Genomic DNA, 20,892 nt, shown 5'->3' with positions numbered 1-20,892 from the left:
GCCTCAGAGCTTCGCAGCGATCTGCTCCACCGCCTGGTCGGCCGCGTTCTGCAAGCCGAAATCCCAGGCCGGATAAGGGATGGTGCCGACGCCGCTGCCGACGAGGCGCGCCGTCGGCCGCCTGGCCCGGTCGAAGAACACGATGTTGATCTCGACCGTGGACTTGTCGCCGCTGACCTTGCCGGGACGTGTGCGTACGTCGACGACGGCCGTGCTCGCATGGCCCGCCGCAATCGACGACGACAGATCCTTCGCCACGTCGACGCTGGGATAGCGCCGCTTCAGGGCTGCGATCAGGCGCGCATGGAGATAGGTCGGATCGATGTCCTGCTGCGCGGCTGTGTTGACGAGCACGAAGCTCCCCAGGCTTTCGTGAATCTTCTTGGAGTCCTGCAAGGAGCGCTCGGTATTGGCGTTGACGACCAGCCCGATCCGTCCGGCGCTGGGAGCGGAGCCGGAAGAGGCGAGCGCGCGTCCCCCGCCGAGCGCCGCATCGTCGTATTTGGGCGGCTCATAGGCGACGCAGCCGGCAATCGCAGCAAGTAACGGCGTCACGCAGAGCACAAATATTCGCCTGCCGCGGCTGAACTGGATCATATTCCCCCCTATGGCGCCGAACAGCAGGCCGATTTATGATGCGACGATCACTGCTGCATTCTTCCGGGGGGCGATGATGCGCGAGATCACGAGCAGACGAAAGTGGCTCGCCATGGCGTTCACAGCGCTTTTCACCATAGGCATGCCGCAAAGTCAGGCTCAGGAGCTGGCGGCGAATTCGTCCTGCGGACCCGTCTATCCCTATCGGCTCGAGGGCAGCGTTTGCAGAAAGATGCGCCAGGCCAGCGGCCAGGATGATTACGGCGGCTCGGGCGTCCATGTCAGCGTGCCGCCCGGAGCCACGCCGGTATGCTGCGTCACCAAGGAGTTCGCGACCCAGAACGACTATCTCCGGCGCGATACCCAAGCCGAACGCTGCGGCGGATATTTCAAGGACTGGCAGGAGGCCTCCGCCGCGGGGAACGGCCAGGCCTCCCGCCGGCTCTACGACCGGATCAAGTCGAGATGCCCCGCGGAGCTGCGCGCAGTCGCAGCCGCGGCCAATGTCCGGCTCGACCGACCCGCCCGGCCACAGGAGCCCGCGACCGGACAGCTCGGCGGCGACCTTTATCGCAGCCTCGCCGGCAAGAGCTCCGGAGAACTCGAGGGCATTGCCGCCGCGCGCCGGCGCGACCCGAGCCAGGACATGACCATTGCCGACGCGATGATGCTTGGAGTGCAGATCGGCTCGATGGCGGCGAGCATGTATCCCGCCCGTTCGATTTCCTATGGCCGCGCCTATGCGCCGTCGCACAACGCCGCTCCGTCGCGGCCGGTCTATATCCCAAGCGGCCCGCCCCGACGCTCGAGCAGCGATATCACGGGACTCGGACGCTAAAGCTAGCGGCTAGTCACGCTCCTGACGCCATTGCGTGTTGACGCTGCCGCAAACGCGCTGCTTTGGTGTTTTCGTGACGATTCTTCCAGAAGCCATAAGGCGGCGGGGCCCCTGGTCGCTGCCAAACCTCCTGACCTACGGCCGGATCCTGGCGATTCCGGCGCTGGTCGGCCTGCTATTCTGGCCCAAGGACGACTGGGTCCGCTGGATCGCGCTCGCCGTCTATGTGCTGGCGGCCGTCACCGACTATCTCGACGGCTGGATCGCGCGCGCCTGGAGCCAGCAATCGGCAATCGGCCGCATGCTCGATCCCATCGCCGACAAGCTGCTCGTCTGCGCGCTGCTCTTGATGCTGGTCCACACCGAGACGATCAAGGGCTGGGCGATCTGGGCCGCGATCGTCATTCTCTGCCGCGAGATCCTGGTCTCGGGCCTGCGCGAGTTCCTGGCCGATCTCAAGGTCAGCGTTCCCGTCAGCAAGGTCGCGAAATGGAAGACCGCGGCGCAATTGCTGGCGCTCGGCTTCCTCGTCGCCGGCCCCGCGGGCGACACGGTGCTGCCTCACAATACGCAGATCGGCATCGTCATGCTCTGGATCGCTGCGGGGCTGACGATCTATACCGGCTGGGATTATTTCAACGCCGGCATCCGCCACCTCGTCGAGGAGGATACCCGCACGCCATGACCGAAACGCTGACCCAGGTTCGCACTGTAAAGCTGGTCTATTTCGCCTGGGTTCGCGAGCGCATCGGCGTGTCCGAGGAGACCGTCGCGCCGCCTGCCGGCACGGAGACGATCGCCGATCTGGTGCGCTGGCTGAAGACACGCGACGAGGGCTATGAGGCCGCGTTCGAGAATGAGGCGATCGTGCGCGCCGCGATCGACCACCATCACGTCAAGCCGAATGCGGTGATCGCCGATGCCCGCGAAATCGCCTTCTTTCCCCCGATGACGGGTGGATGATAGTGCGCGCCGCCCCATTGTCATTCCGGGGCGCGTCGAAGGCGCGAACCCGGAACCCACGACCGGGCGAGCCTTTTTCGATGCGCAATCCAATCCACTACACCCGGTCATGGGTTCCGGGTTCCGCGCTGTGCGCGGCCCCGGAATGACAGGTGGAGCCATGACGCCCGTCATCCGCATCCAGCGCGAGGATTTCGATCTCTCGGCCGAGATCGCAGCGCTCACGGCCGGCCGCAGCGATATCGGCGCCGTCGTCAGCTTCGCCGGGCTCTGCCGCGACGAAGGCGGGCGGCTGAAGGCGCTCGAACTGGAGCATTATCCAGGCATGGCCGAGGCCGAGATCGCCCGCGTCGCAGAGGAGGCGACGCGGCGCTGGCCGCTCTTGGGCCTCGTTGCGATCCATCGCCATGGGCTGGTCGCGCCGGGCGAGCAGATCGTGCTGGTGATTGCGACTTCCGCCCATCGCCGCCCCGCTTTTGAGGCGGCCGAGTTCCTGATGGACTATCTCAAGACCCGCGCCCCGTTCTGGAAACGCGAGCATCTGGTCGACGGCACGATTGGCGGCTGGGTCGAGGCTAAGACGGAAGACGACGCCGCAGCGCAACGCTGGGACTAGGATATGGTTCGGTTGGGACATTCTTTGGCTGGAGGGTTGGCTCTCGCTCTGCTGCTGTCAGGTGTTGCCTGGGCCGCCGGCCCGGCGAGCAAGACATTCCGCGATTGGGTCGCCGGCTGCGACAACGTCAAGAGTTGCACGGCCCTGTCCCTACCGGGCGAGGCAGGGGAACAGATCGCCTTCCTCAAGCTCGAACGGCCGGCCGGGCCGGCTGGCCTCGCAAACCTCGCGATCAAGGTCCGGAGCGAAAAGCTGAAAGCCCCGCTCGCGGCCGATCTCGCGATCGACGGCGCGCCCTTTCCCGCGGCAGGAAAGCGCCTCACGGCCGCGATAGTCGACGAGGAGAACGCGACGATCGCGCTCTCGCCCACGGAAACCGAGGCGCTGATCTCGGCCGCGCGCAAAGGCACCAAGCTCACCGTGAAGCTCTCCGGCAAGAACTATGGCGTCTCGCTCGCCGGCTCAGTCGCCGCGATGCTCTGGATCGACGAGCAGCAGGGAAGGCTCAACACCACTTCGGCGCTGATCCGAAAGGGGCCCGGCACGACCGTCCCGGCCGCGCCGGCGCTGCCCGTCATTACGGCGAAGAGCTCAGCCCTGCCCGCCATCCCGCCCAAGGCGGCGAAGGCGCTGACCGTGGCGCTGCGCAAGCAGCTGAAGCAACTCGATCCCGACGCCTGCGAGGACAATCCCGAGGATTTGGCAGATACCGAAAATGCCTGGCCGCTGGACGCCGCGACGCGGCTCGTTGGCCTACTCTGCTCGCGCGGCGCCTATAATCTCTCGACGGGCTTCTGGATCGTGCCGGGCATGGATGTCGCCAAGGCGCACAAGGCCGTGTTCCCCCAGCTCGACGGCGGCAAGGACAATCTCCTCGTCAATGCTGCGTTCGACCCCGCCAGTGGGCAGGTCAGCTTCTTCAGCAAGGGGCGAGGCATAGGCGATTGCGGCGCCAACGGCAGCTATGTCTGGACCGGCTCAAGCTTCGCGCTGGCCACGTTCCAGGCGATGGACGAATGCAAGGGCCTGATCGGCGACGACTGGATCACGCTGTTCCGCAGCGAAGTGAAAGTCACGAAGTAGATTGGCATCACTCCGGCCGTCGTGCCCGGCCGAAGTGCAGCGGAGACCGAGAATCTCCGGAGATAGATGCTCGGGACAAGCCCGAGCATGACGAGTTTGCCTCACGCCGCCTCGGACTGCGGGCGCACCGCAGCTGAGTAATCCTCCATGATCACCTTGCCCATATTGCCGGTGATGAAGGAATAAGGCCCGATCTCGGAGACCAGCGTCACTTCGGCGGCCGAACCGGTGATGAAGCACTCGTTGAAGCTCTCCAGCTCCTCGGGGCGGATGCGGCGCTCGATCACCTCGAAACCGCGCTTCTTGCACTGCTCGATCACCGACTGGCGGGTCAGGCCGTTGAGGAAGCGGTCGGCGAGCGGGGTATGGACCACGCCATCCTTGATGAAGAAGATGTTGGCGCCGGTGCATTCGGCGACATTGCCTTCCCAATCCAGCATCATCGCATCGGCATAGCCGGCGCGCTCGGCCTTATGCTTAGACAGCGAGCAGATCATATAGAGGCCCGCCGCCTTGGCGTGGACCGGGGCGCAGGCCGGATCGGGCCGGCGATAGGCCGCGACGTCGAGGCGCACGCCCTTCAGCTTCTGCGCCATGTCGAACATGCTCGGCCACTCCCAGACCGCGATCGCGGTATGGATCGTGTTATTCATGCCGGACACCGCCATCATCTCCGAGCCGCGCCAGGCAACTGGGCGAATATAGGCGTCCTTCAGTCCGTTTTCCTTCAGGCAGAGATATTTGGCGGCGTCGAGCTCGGCGACCGAATAGGGGATCGTGAAATCCATGATCTCGGCCGATTTGTGGAAACGCTGCGAATGCTCGGTGCCCTTGTAGATGACGCCGTCATAGGAGCGCTCACCCTCGAACACGCAGGAGCCGTAGTGCAGCCCATGGGTCAGTACGTGCACCTTGGCGTCCTTCCAAGGCACGAGCTTGCCGTCGAACCAGATGACGCCGTCGCGCTGGTCGAAAGGAATGACTGACATGGGGTGCTCCTCTTGCACATCCGATTTTGGACATCCGGTTCGGCCAAACACCGCCACAACGGCGCAAAACGCGCAAGTCCGGACCGAAAAATGCGTGGCGGCAGCCTATTGCGACATATTCCGTCGCCATGCACGCTTGACCGGTAATCTTACGTCTGAGATATGTCAACATCACTGACGTATAGCGGGGATGCTTCTGGTGACGGACACGCACGCTCGACCGATCGACCCGGCCAAAGTCCCGGCAATGACCGAAGAGGTGCCCTTCGATCTGATCGAATTGCTATTCTTCGCCTATCGCGATTTCGTTGGCGATCCCGACCGCATCCTGTCCGAATACGGCTTCGGACGAGCCCATCACCGCGTACTGCATTTCGTTCTGCGCCGGCCGGGCCTCACAATCGCCGAGCTGCTCGACATCCTCCAGATTACCAAGCAGAGCCTGAACCGTGTCCTCAAGGAGCTGGTCGAGACCGGCTATGTCGAGCAGCGCACCGGCGTCCAGGACAAGCGTCAGCGCCATCTCCACAGCACGCCGGCGGGCGAGAAACTCGCACTCAGCCTGGTGCAATTGCAGGCCAAGCGCATCAACGCCGCACTCGACGGCATCGGTCCCGAGGCGGCCCCAATCGTCGCACGCTATCTCGCGGGGTTGATCGACACGTCGGAACGCCACAAAGTGCTGGGATTCCTCGCCAAGCCTCGATGAGCGAGGGGGCCGGGGGCCAGCAACACGCCAGCGTCACCATGGCGTGCCAGAAGGATGGCTTGACCGGCATGCCGGGTGCCGCTCCGGCCCGAAAACAAGGATGTGAACAGCCGATGGCCGCCGCCAGCGCGCGACAACCGCTCCCCGACGAAGCACCCCATATCCTCGTGGTCGATGACGACCGCCGCCTGCGCGATCTGCTGGGCCGCTTCCTCGGCGACAATGGTTACCGCATCACCACCGCCGCCAGTGCCGCGGAAGCCGATATGCGGCTGACAAGCTTTGTCTTCGACGCCATCGTGCTCGACATCATGATGCCGGGCGAGAACGGTTTCGATTTCGCCAAGCGCTTCCGCTCCGATTCCGCCATTCCGATCCTGATGCTGACCGCTCGCGCCGACAGCAAGGACCGCATCAACGGGCTCGAACTCGGCGTCGACGACTACCTCGCCAAGCCCTTCGAGCCGCGCGAATTGCTGCTGCGGCTCGGCAACATCCTCAAGCGCACCATCGTCGTCGATACCGCGCAATCCGCGACGCGCCCGGATTTCGTCCGCTTCGGCCCCTTCGTCTACGGGTTGGCGCGCGGCGACCTCCACAAGGGCGAGGAGATGATCCGCTTGACCGAGCGCGAGCGCGAAATCCTGACCGCACTGGCCGAACGCGCCGGCGAGGTCGTGCCGCGCGAACAGCTCGCAGCCCAAGGCAGTGCCGCCAATGACCGCACCGTCGATGTGCAGATGAACCGTCTGCGCCGCAAGGTCGAGCGCGACCCCGCCGATCCGCTCTATCTGCAGACCGTGCGCGGCGTCGGCTATCGCCTCGTGACGGATCGCGCGTGACGCCCGTGCAGCCCGCCGATCGCCGGTCGCGCCTGACCCGGGCGGCAGGGCTGGGCGTGAACCGGGCGCTGGCGGCGAGCGCGCGCTGGCGCGCCAGCCTGCACAGCACGCTGAAACCGATGTTGAAGGCCGCTGGCCGGCCGCTGCACGGCATCGCCCGCTACATGCCCAAGGGGCTCTATCCGCGCGCCCTCGTCATCGTCATCGCGCCGGTCGTATTGCTGCAATCCGTCATCGCCTATGTCTTCATGGAGCGGCATTGGCAGACCGTGACGCAGCGCCTGTCTTCGGCCGTCTCGGCCGACATCGCCATGTTGATCGACGTCTATGAGAGCTATCCGCAGGACGCCGACACCACGATCCTGTCGCGTATCGCGGCCGACAGGCTCGGCATGGATGTCGATATCCTGCCCGATTCCGATCTGCCGGCACCGGGCCCGCGGCCCTTCTTCTCGCTGCTCGACAACGCGCTCTCGACCGAGCTGAGCCAGCAGGTCGCGCGGCCGTTCTGGCTCGACACGGTCGGCCGCTCCAGCCTGATCGAGATCAGGATCAAGCTCGGCAAGAACGTGATGCGCGTGCTGACGCGGCGCAACTCGGCCTATGCCTCGAACAGCCATATCTTCCTGCTCTGGATGCTCGGCACCTCGCTGATCCTGCTGACGATCGCGGTGCTGTTCCTGCGCAACCAGATCCGACCGATTCTCAAGCTGGCCGATGCGGCGGAGGCCTTCGGCAAGGGCCGCGACGCCGAGTTCCGCCCGCGCGGTGCGCGCGAGGTCCGCCGCGCCGGCAACGCCTTCATCGAGATGAAGCGCCGCGTCGAACGCTCCATCGGCGAGCGCACGACGATGCTGAACGGCGTCAGCCACGACCTGCGCACCATCCTGACCCGCTTCAAGCTCTCGCTCGCGCTTCTTGAGCGCTCCACCGAGATCGACGCACTTGAGAAGGACGTCGACGAGATGAGCCGCATGCTTGAGGACTATCTCGCCTTCGCGCGCGGCGACGCCGGTGAAGCGGCGGTCGAAACCGACATCCGCGCTCTGCTCGAGGAATTGAAATTCGACGCGGAAAGGCAGGGCCACCAGACCGAGCTCGAGGTCGTCGGCGACCCGCTCGTCGTAATCCGGCCCGACGCCTTTCGCCGCCTGCTGACCAACCTCGTCTCCAACGCCGCCCGCTTCGGCGACCGCATCGCCATCCGCGCGACGCATGACGCGCGTTATCTGATCGTGATGGTCGAGGATGACGGCCCTGGCATCCCGCCCGAGCAGCGTGAGGAGGTCTTCCGCCCCTTCTTCCGGCTGGACGAGGCCCGCAATGTCGATAGCGGTGGCACGGGGCTCGGCCTCGCCATCGCCCGCGACATCGCCCGCGCCCATGGCGGCGACATCATCCTGGCGGATTCGAGCCTGGGCGGATTGCGGGCGACGGTACGGCTGCCCGTCTGACCAAGCCCCAGCAGATCATCTCCGGACGTTTGTCGGTAAACGCCAGATCGTCCCGGCGGCAGCCGGAACGATCTGTTATTCTTCTATGTCCCGCTGAAGCCGGCCTACTGCTACCGGCGCTTCCAGAACGCCCAGCGGGCCGTCTCGTTCACCCGCTCCACATCGCTGCGCGACAGCGCGATGTCCGAGAGCGCGGAATCGTCCATGCGATAGAGCGCGCGTGCGCTGGCCCGCGCCGTGAGCCAATCCTCCAGGCGCAGGAACAGGCCGTACAGCCCGTGCGCGCTGCGGTGTGTGGCAAAGGCAAGATTTTCTGTGGCGATCATGGCCGGCATAGCGGCCTCCTGTGATAGATTTCCTGCCCGTAAATTTGGGGGTTGTGGCCCCTGCAAGCAAATGAGAAGTTCTTCGCTCATGCCCAAGCATAACTTGGCCTCACGATGACCCGCCGCCAACTCCCGCCCCTCACCTCCTTGCGCGCCTTCGAGGCCGCGGCGCGGCACCTCAACTATGAGCGAGCGGGTGACGAGCTCGCCGTCACCGCCAGCGCGGTCGGCCAGCAGGTAAAGACGCTCGAAACCTGGCTCCGGCGGCCTCTCTTCGTCAGGCTGCCAAGCAAGGGCATCGCGCTGACCGGCATCGGACAGCGCTATGCCGCCTCGATCTCGCAATTGCTCGACCAGCTCGACGAGGCCACGGCGCGGGCGCTGCGGCCCGATGTGTCGAACGTCCTGACGGTCAGCACCATGCCGAGCTTCGCCCTGAGCTGGCTGATCCCGCGGCTCGGCTCGCTCAAGCAGCGCCACCCCGAGCTCGAGGTTCGCATCTCGGTTTCGCTGCACCTGACCGACTTCGCGCGCGAGGACGTCGATGTGGCGGTCCGCTACGGTCCCGGTGGCTATCAGGGCCTGCACTCGGAGCTGCTGATGGCGGAGAGTTTCTTCCCCGTCTGCAACGCGGCACTGCTCAACGATCCGGCGCGCCCGCTGCGCCAGCCCTCGGATTTGCGCCACCACACCTTGCTGCACGAGCACGCGGAGGGCATCCCGGACTACGTCACCTGGCCAAAATGGCTCGCCTTCGCCGGCGTCGACGACATCGATGCGACGCACGGCCCGCGCTTCTCGCACACCTTCCTCGCCTTGCAGGCGGCGGCCTCCGGCCAGGGCATCGCCCTGGCGACGAGCGCCCTGATCGGCGACTATCTCGACGCCGGGCGCCTTGTCCGCCCGTTTCCGCAACAGCTGCAGAGCTCCTTCCAGTATTATGTGGTCTGCCCGGAAGCCTTTGCCGAGCGGCCCGCAATCGCGGCGTTCCGCAGCTGGATCCGCGAAGAGGCGGCCGAGCACGCCGATCTGCGCTGATCACCAGTAGCGTCCGACCCCACCCCGTCGCATCATGGCTTCCGGCGAACGAGCCACGGCTTCCCGAGCGGAGACAGGGGGAACGGATGACGGTGACGATGAGGATGCTCTTGCTCACGGCGCTGCTGGCGCTGCCCTGCGCTGCTTCGGCCGAAGAGGTCGTCGAACTCGGCGGCGGCCTGTTCGGCAGTGGCCGGGCCTTGCTCAACAAGCCGGCCGGCAAGGCCAGGGCCGGGCTTGTCCTGCTGACAGGTGGCGACGGCTATGTCGGCATCGGCAGCGGCGGCGATGTCGCCCGGCAAGGCAACTGGATCGTGCGCATGCGCGGCGCCTATGCCCGCAGCGGCATCGCCAGCATCCTCGTCGATGGCGACGCCGACCCCAGCAAGGCGATTGACCTCATGCGCAGCATCGCACCGCGCGTCATCGTCGTCGCGATGAGTCGGGGTTCGCTCAAGGTTCCAGGCCTGCTCGCGTCGCGGCCCGACGGCGTCGTCTTCGTCTCGTCGATGCTCGACGACGTCCGCGCCACGCTGGGCGATCCCGCGCGCCTGCCGCCGACGCTGGTCGTGCATCATCGCCAGGATAGCTGCCGCGTGACGCTGGCTGACTCGGTCGCGCCTTTCCAGGCTTGGGCAGGCAACCGCGCCAGGACGGTCTGGATCGATGGCGGCACCTCGGCGGGCAATCCCTGTCAGGCACAAGCCTATCACGGCTTCATCGGCCGCGAAGGCGCCGTCGTCTCCGCGATCACCGGCTTTGCCGGATCGCTGCGCTGAAGCATTCCGGATGTCGCGGCGTCAGCGGCCGGGCTCGGGCCGGATGACGCTCAGATGCAGCAGGCGCGCGGCCGCGAAATCGATGAAGGCGCGCACCTTCGGCGCCAGGCGCTGGCCGCTCGGCACCACGAGCTGGACCGGTGACGGTGGAGGCTCGAATTCCGGCAGCAGGCGAACGAGCACACCGGCAGCCAGATCGTCGGCCGCCTGATAGGAGAGCAACCGCGCTAGTCCGCGCCCGGCGCGCGCTGCGATCAGCACCGCCTCGACCTCGTTGATGATGAGGCGCGGCGTGATCGTGATGCGCGAGGACCGCCCCCCTCCCCCGAAGCGCCAGATCAGATCGCCCCCGGCGCCGACATTGGCGATGACGTCGTGCCCAGCGATGTCGGCAAGGCGCTTGGGCGCCGGCCGGCGCTGCAGATAGGCCGGAGACGCCACCAGCACGCGCCTGACCTCGCCGACCTTGCGCACGACCAGCCGCGAATTGGGCAGCGCCCCGATCCGGAGCGCGACATGCAGGTCCTCCTCGATCAGATCGAGATTGCGGTCGGCCAGCACGAGCTCGACCTGCAGCTCGGGATGAAGATCGAGGAACTCAGCAACCAGCGGCGTCACATGCCTCCTCCCGAAGGCAAGCGGCGCCGTCACGCGCAACAGGCCGCGAACCGGCGCCGCCGCCACGCCGCCCAGCGACTCCGCATAATCCGCCAGCATGCGCCGCGCCGCGACCGCCAGTTCTTGCCCGGCTTCCGTCGGTGTGAGCTGGCGGGTGGTGCGGGCGATCAGCCTGGCGCCGACACGCTCCTCGAGCCCGGCGAGCGCGCGTGTCACGGCAGGACGCGAGCGACGTAGCCGCCGCGCCGCCCCTGCAAGGCTGCCGGCATCGATGATGGCGACGAAAATCGCGAGCTCGTCGAGACGATCCACGGACTGTTCCGGATAATGAAATTCTGAAGTCAACGGATAGCAGATTTTCCGCGATGACTGGAATGATCATCTTACAGGCGTTCTTCAGCGAGGTTCCCGTTCTTCAGCGAGATTCCAATGACACAGCCCCGGATCGTTCTCCACGGCACGCCGCTCTCCGGCCATGCCCACCGCGTCGAATTGCTGCTGCTGGCGCTCGGCCTGCCCTATGAGCTTGCCTCCGCGCCCGCCGACATCCGCCGCAGCGACACCTTCCGCAAGCTGAACCCGCTGCAGCAGATCCCGGTACTGCAGGATGGCGCGCTCACGCTCTGCGACAGCAACGCGATCATGATCTATCTCGCCAAGCGCTATGGCGCGGGCAGCCAATGGCTGCCGGAGGAACCAATCGCGGCGGCGCAAGTGCAGCGCTGGCTCTCGATCGCGGCCGGCGAGGTCATGCACGGGCCAGGCAGCGCCCGCCTGATCGCGCAGTTCGGCGTGGTCGATGACCCCGCACGCGCCGGCCGGATCGCCAGCAAGCTGCTCGGCTTCATGGAGGAGCACCTGACCGGGCGCGATTTCCTTGCCGCCGAGCACGCCACTCTCGCCGACCTCGCCTGCTTCTCCTATGTCGCGCATGCGCCGGAAGGCGGCATATCGCTGGCGCCCTATCCCGCCTTGCGGGCCTGGATTGCCCGGATCGAGGCGCTGCCCTTCTTCAAGGCGATGCCCGCATCGCCCTTGCCCCAGGCGAGTTGAACGCCATGGACGACACGCCCTTCCACCCAGGTGAGCTAGAGGCACAGGCCCTTGCCGGAACCGGTTCGCGCGGCGCCGGCATCCGCGACCTCATGCCGGAACAGCACCGCATCTTCTTCGAGCAGCTGCCGCTGCTCTTCGCTGCGCTGGGCGACGAGGCGGGGCACCCGATCGCAACCGTTCTGAGCGGCGAACCCGGTTTCGTCCGCAGCCCGACGCCGACGACGCTCTCGATCCGCGCCCTCCCCGCTTCGGACGATCCCGCCGCCCTTCACCTCAAGCCGGGCCGGCCGATCGGCCTGCTCGGCCTCGAATTTCCGACGCGTCGGCGCAACCGCGCCAACGGCCTGATCACGGCGCGCGACACCGGCGGCTTCTCGGTCGCGGTAACGCAGAGCTTCGGCAATTGCGCGAAATACATCCAGGCCCGGACGCCACAGCCCATCGCGCCGGCCGGCGGCGGCTCGTTCGAGCCGATCGGGCGGCTCGACGACGCGGCGCGCGACTTGATCGGCCGTTCAGACACCTTCTTCGTCGCCAGCACGAGCGAGACGCGCAAGCTTGGCGGCCTCGACATCTCGCATCGCGGCGGCAGGCCGGGCTTCGTCGGCGTCGATGGCGAGGTGCTGAGCGTGCCGGATTTCGCCGGCAACAGCTATTTCAACACGCTCGGCAATCTGCTGCGCGATCCCCGCGCCTCCGTGCTCTTCATCGATTTCGAAAACGGCGCGATGCTGCAGCTTCAGGGCCGTGTCGAGATCGTCTGGTCGGGCCCCGAGGTCGCACGGTTGACCGGCGCCGAGCGGATCTGGCGTCTGCATGTCACCGGCGGCTGGCGGCGCCGCGCCGCGCTGCCGCTGCAATGGTCGCCGCCCGAACCGGCCGCGACCACGCTTGCGACGGGCGTCTGGGCTTAGAGCCATCCGCCCGAAAAGCGGGAGCCGGTTTTCGGGACGACACGATGTAAAATCAGAGCGCCTCAGCCCGCCTGCGGATACCGCGCCAGTTGCTGCGTCGATGCACCGTCGAGCATGATCTCGCGCTCGAAGACGAAGCCGGATTTCTCGAGCACGCGGCGCGAGGCCGGATTGGCTGGGCGCACCAGACCGATGACGCGGCCTGCCCGCAGCGGACCGAACGCGACCGCCAGAGCCTCCGCCACGAACTCGGACGCGAAGCCTCGCCCCCAGGAGGTGGGGTCGAGATGATAGGACAGGTTGAGGCCGTCGACGCCCGGCTTCACCGTCAGGCCACCGAAACCGATCAGCGCTCCCGACTGCTCGATCGCCCAACGCCCGAAGCCATGCTGCCGCCAATGCGCGATGTCGCGGGCCAGACGCTCGGCGCTCGCCTCGGGCGTGTCTGGAAGTGGGTGCGGGCGATGTGCCACAAGCTCCGGCCGCTGGAACAGCGCGACCGTGAAATCGAGATCGTCTGGCCGCGGGATACGCAGCACGAGGCGGCTGGACCGGCGAGAGGCCACCGCCTCATGCTGCTGCGAATGCTCCGACATGGGTCGTTCAAGCAGAACCGCGTGGCAGGCTCAAAAGAGCCGCCCGCCATCCGGCACGGCCAGGGTCGGGGCGAGCAGCACGACCTCGCCATCGGCGTCCGGCACGCCCAGCGTCAGGACCTCGGACATGAACTTGCCGATCTGACGCGGCGGGAAGTTCACCACCGCCAGGACCTGCCTGCCGGGCAGATCCTCCGGCCGATAATGCTTGGTGATCTGGGCCGAAGACTTCTTCAGCCCAATTGTGCCGCCGAAATCGATCACGAGCTTGATCGCGGGCTTGCGCGCCTCGGGATAGGGCGCGGCCTCGACGATCGTGCCGACGCGGATGTCGACCTTGAGGAAATCGTCGAAGCCGATCGTGGCGGCGGATTCCGAAGAGATGCTCAAAATTCCTCCCAAGCCTTGTCATGGTCGCGTTTCGACCCAGTCGCCACTGCAGCGGCGCTCGCGGTCCGCGCAGGCCTGGGCGCAGCCGCGCGCGGCGTTGCAGCTACCACCGCCTGCATCGTCTTGGCCATGGCCTTGAGCCCGCCGATATCGCCGCCGAGTTGGAAGCGCGCCACGAGCCCGCCGAGCCTGTCGGCTTCCTGCGAGAGCGAATGCGCGGCAGCGGTCGATTGCTCGGCCATGGCGGCGTTCTGCTGCGTCCCCTGGTCCATCTCGTTAACGGCGCTGTTGACCTCCTGGAGGCCGGCCGCCTGTTCCTGCGCCGCGCTGGCGATCTCGGCAACCAGTGAGGTCACGCGCGTGATCTCCTCGGCCATGCGCTGCAGCGCACCGCCGGTCTGCCCGACCAGCGTGACGCCCTTCTCGACCTCGATATTCGAGGCCGAGATCAGGCCCTTGATCTCCTTGGCCGCCTCAGCCGAGCGCTGCGCGAGCGCACGCACCTCGGAGGCGACGACGGCGAAGCCCTTGCCGGCATCGCCGGCGCGAGCCGCCTCGACGCTGGCGTTCAGCGCGAGCAGATTGGTCTGGAAGGCGATCTCGTCGATGACGCCGACGATCTGCGAGATCTCGTCGGCCGATTTCTCGATGCCGCCCATGGCCGCCACCGCGTCACGCACGATCGAGGTCGACTGCTCGGCCTCCGTCTTGACCTGGCTCGTCGCCTGGCTGGCGAGGCGAGCGCTCTCGGCGGTCTGGCGCACGGTCGCGGTCAATTCGTCCAGCGCGGTCGCGGTTTCTTCGACGGAGGAGGCCTGCTGCTCGGTGCGCCCGGCGAGGTCGTCGGCCGCCTGGCTGATCTCGACCGAGCCCGCCTTCATGCTTTCTGTGTTGGTCGCGATCTGCCGCATCGTCTCCTGCAGCTTGGCGATGGCAGCGTTGAAATCGTCCTTCAGCTTGGCGTAGTCGGCACCGAAGGCCTCGTTGATCCGGTAGGTCAGATCGCCCTCTGCGAGCCGCTCGAGGCCAGCGCCGAGCGCCTGGACGACGCCCTCCTGCGTCCTGGACGCCTCGGCGCGCTCGGCTTCATTATGCCGCCGCTCGCTGTCGGCCGTGTCGCGCTCGGCATTGGCCTGTGCCTCGACCCGGATCTTGTCGGCCTCCATCTCGGCTTTGGCGAGGCCGGCGTCGCGGAATACGACAAGCGCGCGCGCCATCGAACCGACTTCGTCGGACCGCTCCTGGTGCGCGATCGTGGTCTGCAGATCGCCTGCGGCAAGGCCGTTCATCGTGTTCGCGATCGAGGCAAGCATGCCGGAGGCGCGGCGGCTGAGAAAGATCACGACGCCGAGCATGACGAGACCCAGCGGCACCAGCACCTTGGCGACATCGCCGATTACGCTATTGAACGCGGCATCGACATCGTGGACATGCAGACCGGAGCCGATCGCCCACTGCCATTTCGGCACGGCGATGACATAGGAGATCTTGAGCGAAGGTTCCTTGTCGCCCGGCTTCGTCCAGCCATAGTCGATGAAGCCGGCGCCCTTCGTCTTGGCCATTTCGACCATGTCCTTGACGAAGAACCTGCCGGTCGAATCCTTGAGCGGCGACATGTCCGTCGTCTCGATCTTCTTGTTGGCGTGCGAGACGCTGATGTTGTCGAAGTTGATCACGAAATAGTAGTTGCCATTGTCGAAGCGGGCGCTGGAGATCGCGTCGATCGCCATCTTCTTGGCATCGGCCTCCTTCAGCTCGCCTTTCTCGGCACGCGCGAGATAGCTGTTGACCGTGGAGGCCGCGGCCTCGACCGCATTCTTCATCTCCGCGCGCTTGAGCTCGATCATCTCCTTGCGCGCCTCGAACAGCGTGAAGCTCACACTTCCGATGGCGATGATGGATGCGAGGATCGCGACCAGCCCGAAGGAGCGGCCGATCGACAACGTGGCAAGTTTCTTCATCGGCGACACCGCGCCCCCCGCGCAAAGTGAGATTCCCCACATTTGCGTGAAATGGCTAAGGGTCGCTTAACGATGCCTCGTTTTCGCCATGTTTCTGGCAGGCCTCAGATCGCCGGCACGTAGTCCTCGGCATCGCCGCCGCGCGGGCGCTCGTCACTGCGTTCCCGGCGGCGGATATGCGGCCGCTTGCCCGAACACAGCGCCCGCGCCAGCCCGCGCAGCGGCGAGGTGAGCCTGTGAACGTCCTCGATGCGCGCCATGATCGCGCCGGCCGTCTTCAATTCGCGATCCAGTCGAGCCATCGTGCGCGAAAGCTCGGGCTCGTCATCGCCGAGCCAGGTCTCGCCGACGCGCGCCATCAACAGCACCGCGCCCTGCACACGCAGGCCGCCAAGCGCATCTTCGGTCGGGATACCGGCCGAGGCGAGCATGTAGCGCCAGGAATTCACCGCGCCACGATTGAGCGCGGCAAGCGTCAGCGGATCGCGCCGGATGACAGGCATGATCCGGCGCAGACCCGCCTTATAGGGTGCGAGCGCATCGAGCCGGCGCATCACGAGGTCGAAGAGCCGCTCGCGGATGGGCTCGCCCGCGAGATCGTCGGAAGAGCCCGCCAGCACGGCGTCGTCAACGAGGCGCGTCAGCCCGCCGAGCATGGCGAGCTTCGAGGGAAAGAGGCCGCGCAGGCTGGAGAGCGACAGGCCAGCCTCCGCGGCGATGTCGCCGAGCTCGATCTCGCTCCAGGCGCGATTGGCGGCCAGGCGCATCAGCGCCTCGATCGCCCGCTTGCGCGGATCGCTTGGCGGCGCGGCGGTTTCGGATGTCGGGGAAACGGGTTTGCGGGCCATAGGAGATCTCCTCTCGCGACGCGATCGGATAAAACTAGGCCCCGATCGCGACCGTTGAAAGGCCGATCAGCCCGAAAGCTCCTCGGCGCGACGTTTAGCGGCAGCCACCGCCCGGCCCATCAGGGGCTTGAGCCCGTCATCGGCCATCAGGACCTCGAGGGCCGCGGCCGTGGTCCCGCCCGGCGAGGTCACGTTCTGGCGCAGGGTCGCAGGCGAAAGCGACGACTGGAACAGCATCTCGCCCGCCCCCTCGATCGTGGCGCGCGCCAGCCTCTCGGCGATCTCGGGCGGCAAGCCCGCCGCCGCGCCCGCCGCCGCCAGGCATTCGACGAGATGGAAGACATAGGCCGGCCCGGAACCGGAGACGGCTGTCACAGCATCGATCAGGTTCTCATTGTCGAGCCACTCGACCTTGCCGATGCTGCCGAGCAGCGCGTCGGCCGTCGCCCGCTGCGCCGCGCTGACGCCGGGTCCGGGAGCCGCCGCCGTGACGCCGCGCTGCACTGACGCCGGCAGGTTCGGCATGGCGCGGATCAGCGCGGTCGCGTTCGGCAGGCGCGCGGCGAGATCGCCCAGCGTCTTGCCGGCGAGGATCGAGATCAGCAGCGTCTTGGGATGGATGAACGCCTGAACGGCGGGGGCCGCCGTGTCGAGCATCTGCGGTTTGGTCGCCAGCACCACGACCTCGGCTGGGGCGATGGCGCCGGGCGCGGGGTTGAGCACCATGCCCTTCTCGGTCGCGAGCGCCACCATCTCGTCGGAGGGTTTGGGATCGATCAGGCTGATGCCGGCCGGATTCATGCCGATGCGCAGCCAGCCCTCCAGCATCGCCCCCCCCATCTTGCCCGCACCGATGAGGACGAGGGTTTGCGGCAAGGGATTGGACATGGCGGTCTCTCGCAAGGCGGCAACGGGCGTCATGCTCGGGCTTGACCCAAGCATCTCTCTTCAGGAAGCCTTCTCGTCATGAGATGCCCGGGTCAAGCCCGGGCATGACGAAAACCGAAAGCTCAGGCTTCGCCGACCGTCTCCAACATCGCGCCTTCGAGGCCTTCCTTGGCCGTCTTTCCCGCCCAGACCACGAATTGGAAGGCCTGGAAGTAGCGCTCGCAGGCTTCGATCGCCGCCTTGATCAGCGCAGCGGCCTGCTCGTCGGTCGGCTCCGCTCCACCCGAGAGCAGGAGGGCGTGGCGATACATCACCACGTTTTCCGAGCTCCAGAGGTCGAAATGGCCGAGCCAGAGCTGCTCGTTGACGAGGCTGACGAGCTGCAGCACCTCGGCCCGGCGGCGATCGGGCACCTTCAGGTCGAAGGCGCAGGCGATATGGATCGCCTCGACCTCGGCGAGCCAGGTAATGGCGACATGATAATCGGACCAGCCGCCCGTGACCGCGACGGAGAGTTCGTCGTCGCTGTCTCGGTCGAAGGTCCAGTTGTTGAGAGCGGCTAAGCGTTCGATCAGGTCGAGGGGGTTGGAAGGCCGGTCGATTTCAGCGTCCAGGTCAAGATCCATCATGCCCTAAGGTCCAACTGTCGACATCCGCACAAGCGGTCCGACACGTTCGAGAACGGGAACACGGCGACTGGAAAGCGCAACGGACACAACCCGACTGCCAGAGCGCGCTGGTCTGCGCCCCGTTTCCGGCGGCAGATCCCGAGGCGCGGGATCGACCGTCGAATCAACTCTCTTCCTCGACGATAGCGCAGGCGCTGTGACGCTCCCAACACGGCGTGACGCTCCCCGGATTCGGGGGTGCGGCTCAAGACCCGGCAGCCCCTGTCCACAGCACATGGTTGTGGATGGCGCAACCTAAGGGCACGCAGGGCGCGAAACGCTCAAGGCGAGATCTCGGAGCCTGGTTTCGGGGAGCTGGCCTCAGGACTTGGCTTCAGGACTTTTGGCCTTCTTGCCTTCCAGCACAGCGAGGCGCTGCGCCAGCTTGTCATTTTCCTCGCGCGCCAGCAGCGCCATCTCGCGCACGGCCTCGAACTCCTCGCGGGTGACGACATCCATGTCGCGCAGCAGGCGCTCGATCTGCGTCTTCACGACGGTCTCGACCTCGCGGCGCACGCCCTGGGCCGCGCCGGCGGCATCCGTGGCGAGACGGGCGATGTCGTCGAGGAAGCGGTTGCTGGTGGTAACCATGGGGCTCTCCGAAAAGGGGCCTCGTCAGCCCGCGCTCGCCCACATATGGGTGACAAGGGCAAAACCCGCAATCTTTCGCGCAGCGCCCCGTGCCGACTGCCGTGCCGCATCCGCCCGAGCGCTCAACGACGAGATCAGCCCGCCCCGGGGCCGTCTCACGAGACTCCGATCGATTCGACGACCGGACCGGCGATACGCCTGGGGCGGGTCTGTTTCGCACGCGAAAACCGCACTGAGGCCCTGAATCTCCCCGAACTGGACCTCGCCATCCGTTGAGCTTACAACCTGCGGCGCAGGGTACAGCAATCCAAGCTCGAACCAACCGAGCGGAGGCGTCATGATCCAACGTTTGAGCGGCCTCGTCCTGGGGCCGGTGGTAGCGCTTGCACTCGCGGGCTGCCAGGAAACCACGACAGCGGCACGGCAGCGGGTCGATGCGCCCGGCGTGCCTGTCTCGGTTCAGAGCATTACCGGCGCGCCCGATTCGGTGACGACGCGCTTTGCCGGCCTGCTCGGCGAAGCGGCGGCCGAGCGCAGCATGGAGATCGTGCCCGGCGACAAGCCCGCCCGCTTCCGGGTGCGCGGCTACCTCACGGCGCAGCCGACAGAGGACGGCCAGACCTCGCTCGCCTTCGTCTGGGACGTTTATGATGCGGGCAAGAAGCGCGCCCAGCGCGTCCAGGGCGAGAGCCTCGGCAGGCGCGGCAGCGGCACCGATCCCTGGGCTGGCCTCGACCAGACCATCGTCGCCAAAGCGGCCTCCGAATCGATGGATGCGATCGCGAGCTTCCTGGTGACGGCGCCCGCCGTGGAAGCGCTGAATCCCAGCGACAAGACCAAGGGCAAGACCGCGGCGGGAGCCAAGACCGCTTCGGCAACCGGCAATAAAAAGCTCTAGGGGTTGTTAGGGGCTATGGGGCTGATTTGACGCCTTCCGCCTCAGCCAGCTGGCCCCTGACATCGCGCTGAAGGTCGAGCTGCGACCGCGCCTCGGACAGGGGCCCGGGCGCCCCTGGCACGGCGCAATCGCGATGAGGCGCCCAAGGATAGGCGGTTTTACACGCTTCTGTTGCAGTGCAGCGGTCGACTCGCTGTCATCTCGCTGTTATGAGCCCTGCGAAATGAGCCAGCTTCGTGCTGGCCCAGCCCAGCCAAGTCTCAAACGGTGCGCCCCGGCATGCCCTCTTCGATCAAAGTCGTCGCCGGCAATTCCAACCGGCCGCTCGCGGAGGCGATCTGCGCGCATCTCGGCATTCCGCTCGCCAAGGCCTCCGTCAGGCGCTTCGCCGACATGGAGGTCTTCGTCGAGATCCAGGAGAATGTGCGCGGCCAGGATGTCTTCATCATCCAGTCGACCTCGTTCCCAACCAACGACCATCTGATGGAGTTGTTGATCATCACCGACGCGCTGCGCCGCTCCTCGGCCAGGCGCATCACGGCGGTGATCCCCTATTTCGGCTATGCGCGGCAGGACCGCCGCGCCTCCGGCCGCACGCCGATCTCGGCCAAGCTCGTCGCCAACCTGATCACCCATGCCGGTGTCGACCGCGTGCTGACGCTCGATCTTCACGCCGGCCAGATTCAGGGCTTCTTCGACATCCCGACCGACAACCTGTTCGGCGCCCCCCTGATGTCGCGCGACATCAAGGAGCGGCTCGACTGGAAGAACGCGATGGTGGTCTCGCCCGATGTCGGCGGCGTGGTCCGGGCCCGTGCCCTCGCCAAGCGCATCGACGCGCCACTGGCCATCGTCGACAAGCGCCGCGACCGCCCCGGTGAATCCGAGGTGATGAACATCATCGGCTCGGTCGAGGGACGCTCCTGCATCCTGCTCGACGACATCGTCGATTCCGGCGGCACGCTCTGCAACGCCGCCGAAGCGCTGCTCGACCAGGGCGCGAAGGAAGTCTACGCCTACATCACCCATGGCGTGCTCTCGGGCGGCGCGGTGGCGCGCATCGCCAACTCCAAGCTCAAGGAACTGGTGATCACCGATTCCATCCTGCCGACCGAGGCCGTGAAGGTGGCGCGCAATATCCGCGTCATCTCGATCGCTTCGCTGATGGGCGAGGCGATCGAGCGCACGGCAAGTGAATCGAGCGTCTCCAGCCTGTTCGACTGAGGCAAG

At 66.4% G+C, this 20,892-nt stretch carries 25 protein-coding genes; 14 read left to right on the top strand and 11 right to left on the bottom strand.

What is annotated here, in order from left to right:
* Positions 1-3 precede the first annotated feature (3 nt).
* On the bottom strand, positions 4-597 hold the full coding sequence (locus ACSQ3P_RS20760) for a hypothetical protein (protein WP_436167380.1): 594 nt from the start codon (positions 595-597) through the stop codon (positions 4-6).
* A gap of 112 nt (positions 598-709) precedes the next feature.
* Between ACSQ3P_RS20760 and ACSQ3P_RS20755 the strand changes: the two genes are divergently transcribed.
* The 5 genes from ACSQ3P_RS20755 (at position 710) to ACSQ3P_RS20735 (ending at position 4,097) form a co-directional block, all read left to right on the top strand.
* Entirely contained in the window at positions 710-1,435 is a 726-nt protein-coding gene (locus tag ACSQ3P_RS20755) for a hypothetical protein (protein WP_436167379.1), read from the top strand.
* A 73-nt stretch (positions 1,436-1,508) separates the two neighbouring features.
* Positions 1,509-2,120: a CDP-diacylglycerol--glycerol-3-phosphate 3-phosphatidyltransferase gene (pgsA, locus tag ACSQ3P_RS20750; protein ID WP_436167378.1), complete on the top strand. Its 612-nt coding sequence runs from the start codon at positions 1,509-1,511 to the stop codon at positions 2,118-2,120.
* A complete protein-coding gene (gene moaD / locus ACSQ3P_RS20745) occupies positions 2,117-2,398 on the top strand; it encodes a molybdopterin converting factor subunit 1 (RefSeq protein WP_436167377.1) in 282 nt (93 codons plus the stop codon). Before pgsA ends, moaD begins: the two co-directional genes overlap by 4 nt.
* A 160-nt stretch (positions 2,399-2,558) precedes the next feature.
* A complete protein-coding gene (locus tag ACSQ3P_RS20740; RefSeq protein ID WP_436167376.1) occupies positions 2,559-3,014 on the top strand; it encodes a molybdenum cofactor biosynthesis protein MoaE in 456 nt (151 codons plus the stop codon).
* Positions 3,015-3,050: 36 nt separating this feature from the next.
* Entirely contained in the window at positions 3,051-4,097 is a 1,047-nt protein-coding gene (locus ACSQ3P_RS20735; protein WP_436167375.1) for a DUF1176 domain-containing protein, read from the top strand.
* A 101-nt stretch (positions 4,098-4,198) separates the two neighbouring features.
* Here the strand turns inward: ACSQ3P_RS20735 and ACSQ3P_RS20730 are convergent, their stop codons facing one another.
* Positions 4,199-5,086, bottom strand: coding sequence for a branched-chain amino acid aminotransferase (locus tag ACSQ3P_RS20730; RefSeq protein WP_436167374.1), 888 nt, complete (start codon positions 5,084-5,086; stop codon positions 4,199-4,201).
* A 190-nt stretch (positions 5,087-5,276) separates the two neighbouring features.
* On the opposite strand from ACSQ3P_RS20730, the gene ACSQ3P_RS20725 reads away from it, so the two are divergent.
* The 3 genes from ACSQ3P_RS20725 (at position 5,277) to ACSQ3P_RS20715 (ending at position 8,091) form a co-directional block, all read left to right on the top strand.
* The gene (locus tag ACSQ3P_RS20725; RefSeq protein ID WP_436167373.1) at positions 5,277-5,795 is read left to right on the top strand and encodes a MarR family winged helix-turn-helix transcriptional regulator; all 519 of its coding nucleotides are present in this window, start codon (positions 5,277-5,279) and stop codon (positions 5,793-5,795) included.
* 113 nt (positions 5,796-5,908) lie between these two features.
* A complete protein-coding gene (locus ACSQ3P_RS20720) occupies positions 5,909-6,637 on the top strand; it encodes a response regulator (protein ID WP_092167267.1) in 729 nt (242 codons plus the stop codon).
* 119 nt (positions 6,638-6,756) lie between these two features.
* Positions 6,757-8,091, top strand: a complete 1,335-nt coding sequence (locus ACSQ3P_RS20715; protein ID WP_436167519.1) for an ATP-binding protein — start codon at positions 6,757-6,759, stop codon at positions 8,089-8,091.
* Between the two features lie 110 nt (positions 8,092-8,201).
* On the opposite strand, the gene ACSQ3P_RS20710 is transcribed toward ACSQ3P_RS20715, so the two are convergent.
* Positions 8,202-8,426, bottom strand: coding sequence for a DUF1127 domain-containing protein (locus tag ACSQ3P_RS20710; RefSeq protein ID WP_436167372.1), 225 nt, complete (start codon positions 8,424-8,426; stop codon positions 8,202-8,204).
* Positions 8,427-8,531: 105 nt separating this feature from the next.
* On the opposite strand from ACSQ3P_RS20710, the gene ACSQ3P_RS20705 reads away from it, so the two are divergent.
* Positions 8,532-9,455 carry a transcriptional regulator GcvA gene (locus ACSQ3P_RS20705; protein WP_436167371.1) on the top strand — a complete coding sequence of 308 codons (924 nt, stop codon included), beginning with the start codon at positions 8,532-8,534 and terminating at the stop codon, positions 9,453-9,455.
* A gap of 86 nt (positions 9,456-9,541) precedes the next feature.
* Complete coding sequence (locus ACSQ3P_RS20700) at positions 9,542-10,234, top strand: alpha/beta hydrolase (RefSeq protein WP_436167370.1); 693 nt, start codon at positions 9,542-9,544, stop codon at positions 10,232-10,234.
* Between the two features lie 21 nt (positions 10,235-10,255).
* On the opposite strand, the gene ACSQ3P_RS20695 is transcribed toward ACSQ3P_RS20700, so the two are convergent.
* A complete protein-coding gene (locus ACSQ3P_RS20695) occupies positions 10,256-11,164 on the bottom strand; it encodes a LysR family transcriptional regulator (RefSeq protein WP_436167369.1) in 909 nt (302 codons plus the stop codon).
* A gap of 117 nt (positions 11,165-11,281) precedes the next feature.
* Here ACSQ3P_RS20695 and ACSQ3P_RS20690 point away from each other — a divergent pair, with 117 nt between their 5' ends.
* Together ACSQ3P_RS20690 and ACSQ3P_RS20685 are read left to right on the top strand one after the other, a co-directional pair.
* Entirely contained in the window at positions 11,282-11,905 is a 624-nt protein-coding gene (locus ACSQ3P_RS20690; protein WP_436167368.1) for a glutathione S-transferase, read from the top strand.
* A gap of 5 nt (positions 11,906-11,910) precedes the next feature.
* Entirely contained in the window at positions 11,911-12,822 is a 912-nt protein-coding gene (locus ACSQ3P_RS20685) for a pyridoxamine 5'-phosphate oxidase family protein (protein ID WP_436167367.1), read from the top strand.
* A gap of 62 nt (positions 12,823-12,884) precedes the next feature.
* On the opposite strand, the gene ACSQ3P_RS20680 is transcribed toward ACSQ3P_RS20685, so the two are convergent.
* The 7 genes from ACSQ3P_RS20680 to ACSQ3P_RS20650 form a co-directional block, all read right to left on the bottom strand.
* Entirely contained in the window at positions 12,885-13,418 is a 534-nt protein-coding gene (locus ACSQ3P_RS20680; protein ID WP_436167366.1) for a GNAT family N-acetyltransferase, read from the bottom strand.
* A gap of 30 nt (positions 13,419-13,448) precedes the next feature.
* Positions 13,449-13,802, bottom strand: coding sequence for a tRNA-binding protein (locus ACSQ3P_RS20675; protein ID WP_436167518.1), 354 nt, complete (start codon positions 13,800-13,802; stop codon positions 13,449-13,451).
* A 2-nt stretch (positions 13,803-13,804) separates the two neighbouring features.
* The gene (locus tag ACSQ3P_RS20670; RefSeq protein WP_436167365.1) at positions 13,805-15,769 is read right to left on the bottom strand and encodes a methyl-accepting chemotaxis protein; all 1,965 of its coding nucleotides are present in this window, start codon (positions 15,767-15,769) and stop codon (positions 13,805-13,807) included.
* 104 nt (positions 15,770-15,873) lie between these two features.
* The gene (locus ACSQ3P_RS20665) at positions 15,874-16,617 is read right to left on the bottom strand and encodes a TetR/AcrR family transcriptional regulator (protein ID WP_436167364.1); all 744 of its coding nucleotides are present in this window, start codon (positions 16,615-16,617) and stop codon (positions 15,874-15,876) included.
* Positions 16,618-16,683: 66 nt separating this feature from the next.
* On the bottom strand, positions 16,684-17,505 hold the full coding sequence (proC, locus tag ACSQ3P_RS20660) for a pyrroline-5-carboxylate reductase (protein ID WP_436167363.1): 822 nt from the start codon (positions 17,503-17,505) through the stop codon (positions 16,684-16,686).
* Positions 17,506-17,627: 122 nt separating this feature from the next.
* Positions 17,628-18,134 carry a YbjN domain-containing protein gene (locus tag ACSQ3P_RS20655; RefSeq protein WP_436167362.1) on the bottom strand — a complete coding sequence of 169 codons (507 nt, stop codon included), beginning with the start codon at positions 18,132-18,134 and terminating at the stop codon, positions 17,628-17,630.
* 360 nt (positions 18,135-18,494) lie between these two features.
* A complete protein-coding gene (locus ACSQ3P_RS20650) occupies positions 18,495-18,764 on the bottom strand; it encodes an accessory factor UbiK family protein (protein ID WP_436167361.1) in 270 nt (89 codons plus the stop codon).
* A gap of 337 nt (positions 18,765-19,101) precedes the next feature.
* Between ACSQ3P_RS20650 and ACSQ3P_RS20645 the strand changes: the two genes are divergently transcribed.
* Both ACSQ3P_RS20645 and ACSQ3P_RS20640 read left to right on the top strand, forming a co-directional pair.
* The gene (locus tag ACSQ3P_RS20645; protein WP_436167360.1) at positions 19,102-19,662 is read left to right on the top strand and encodes a hypothetical protein; all 561 of its coding nucleotides are present in this window, start codon (positions 19,102-19,104) and stop codon (positions 19,660-19,662) included.
* A gap of 279 nt (positions 19,663-19,941) precedes the next feature.
* On the top strand, positions 19,942-20,886 hold the full coding sequence (locus ACSQ3P_RS20640) for a ribose-phosphate pyrophosphokinase (protein ID WP_310148126.1): 945 nt from the start codon (positions 19,942-19,944) through the stop codon (positions 20,884-20,886).
* The last annotated feature ends 6 nt before the right edge of the window (positions 20,887-20,892 follow it).

This window comes from Allobosea sp. LjRoot9 (genome assembly GCF_964252745.1).
Classification (GTDB): Bacteria; Pseudomonadota; Alphaproteobacteria; order Rhizobiales; family Beijerinckiaceae; genus Allobosea.
The sequence above is the reverse complement of the archived record's forward strand: the minus strand, read 5'-3'. Positions and strand labels throughout refer to the sequence as shown.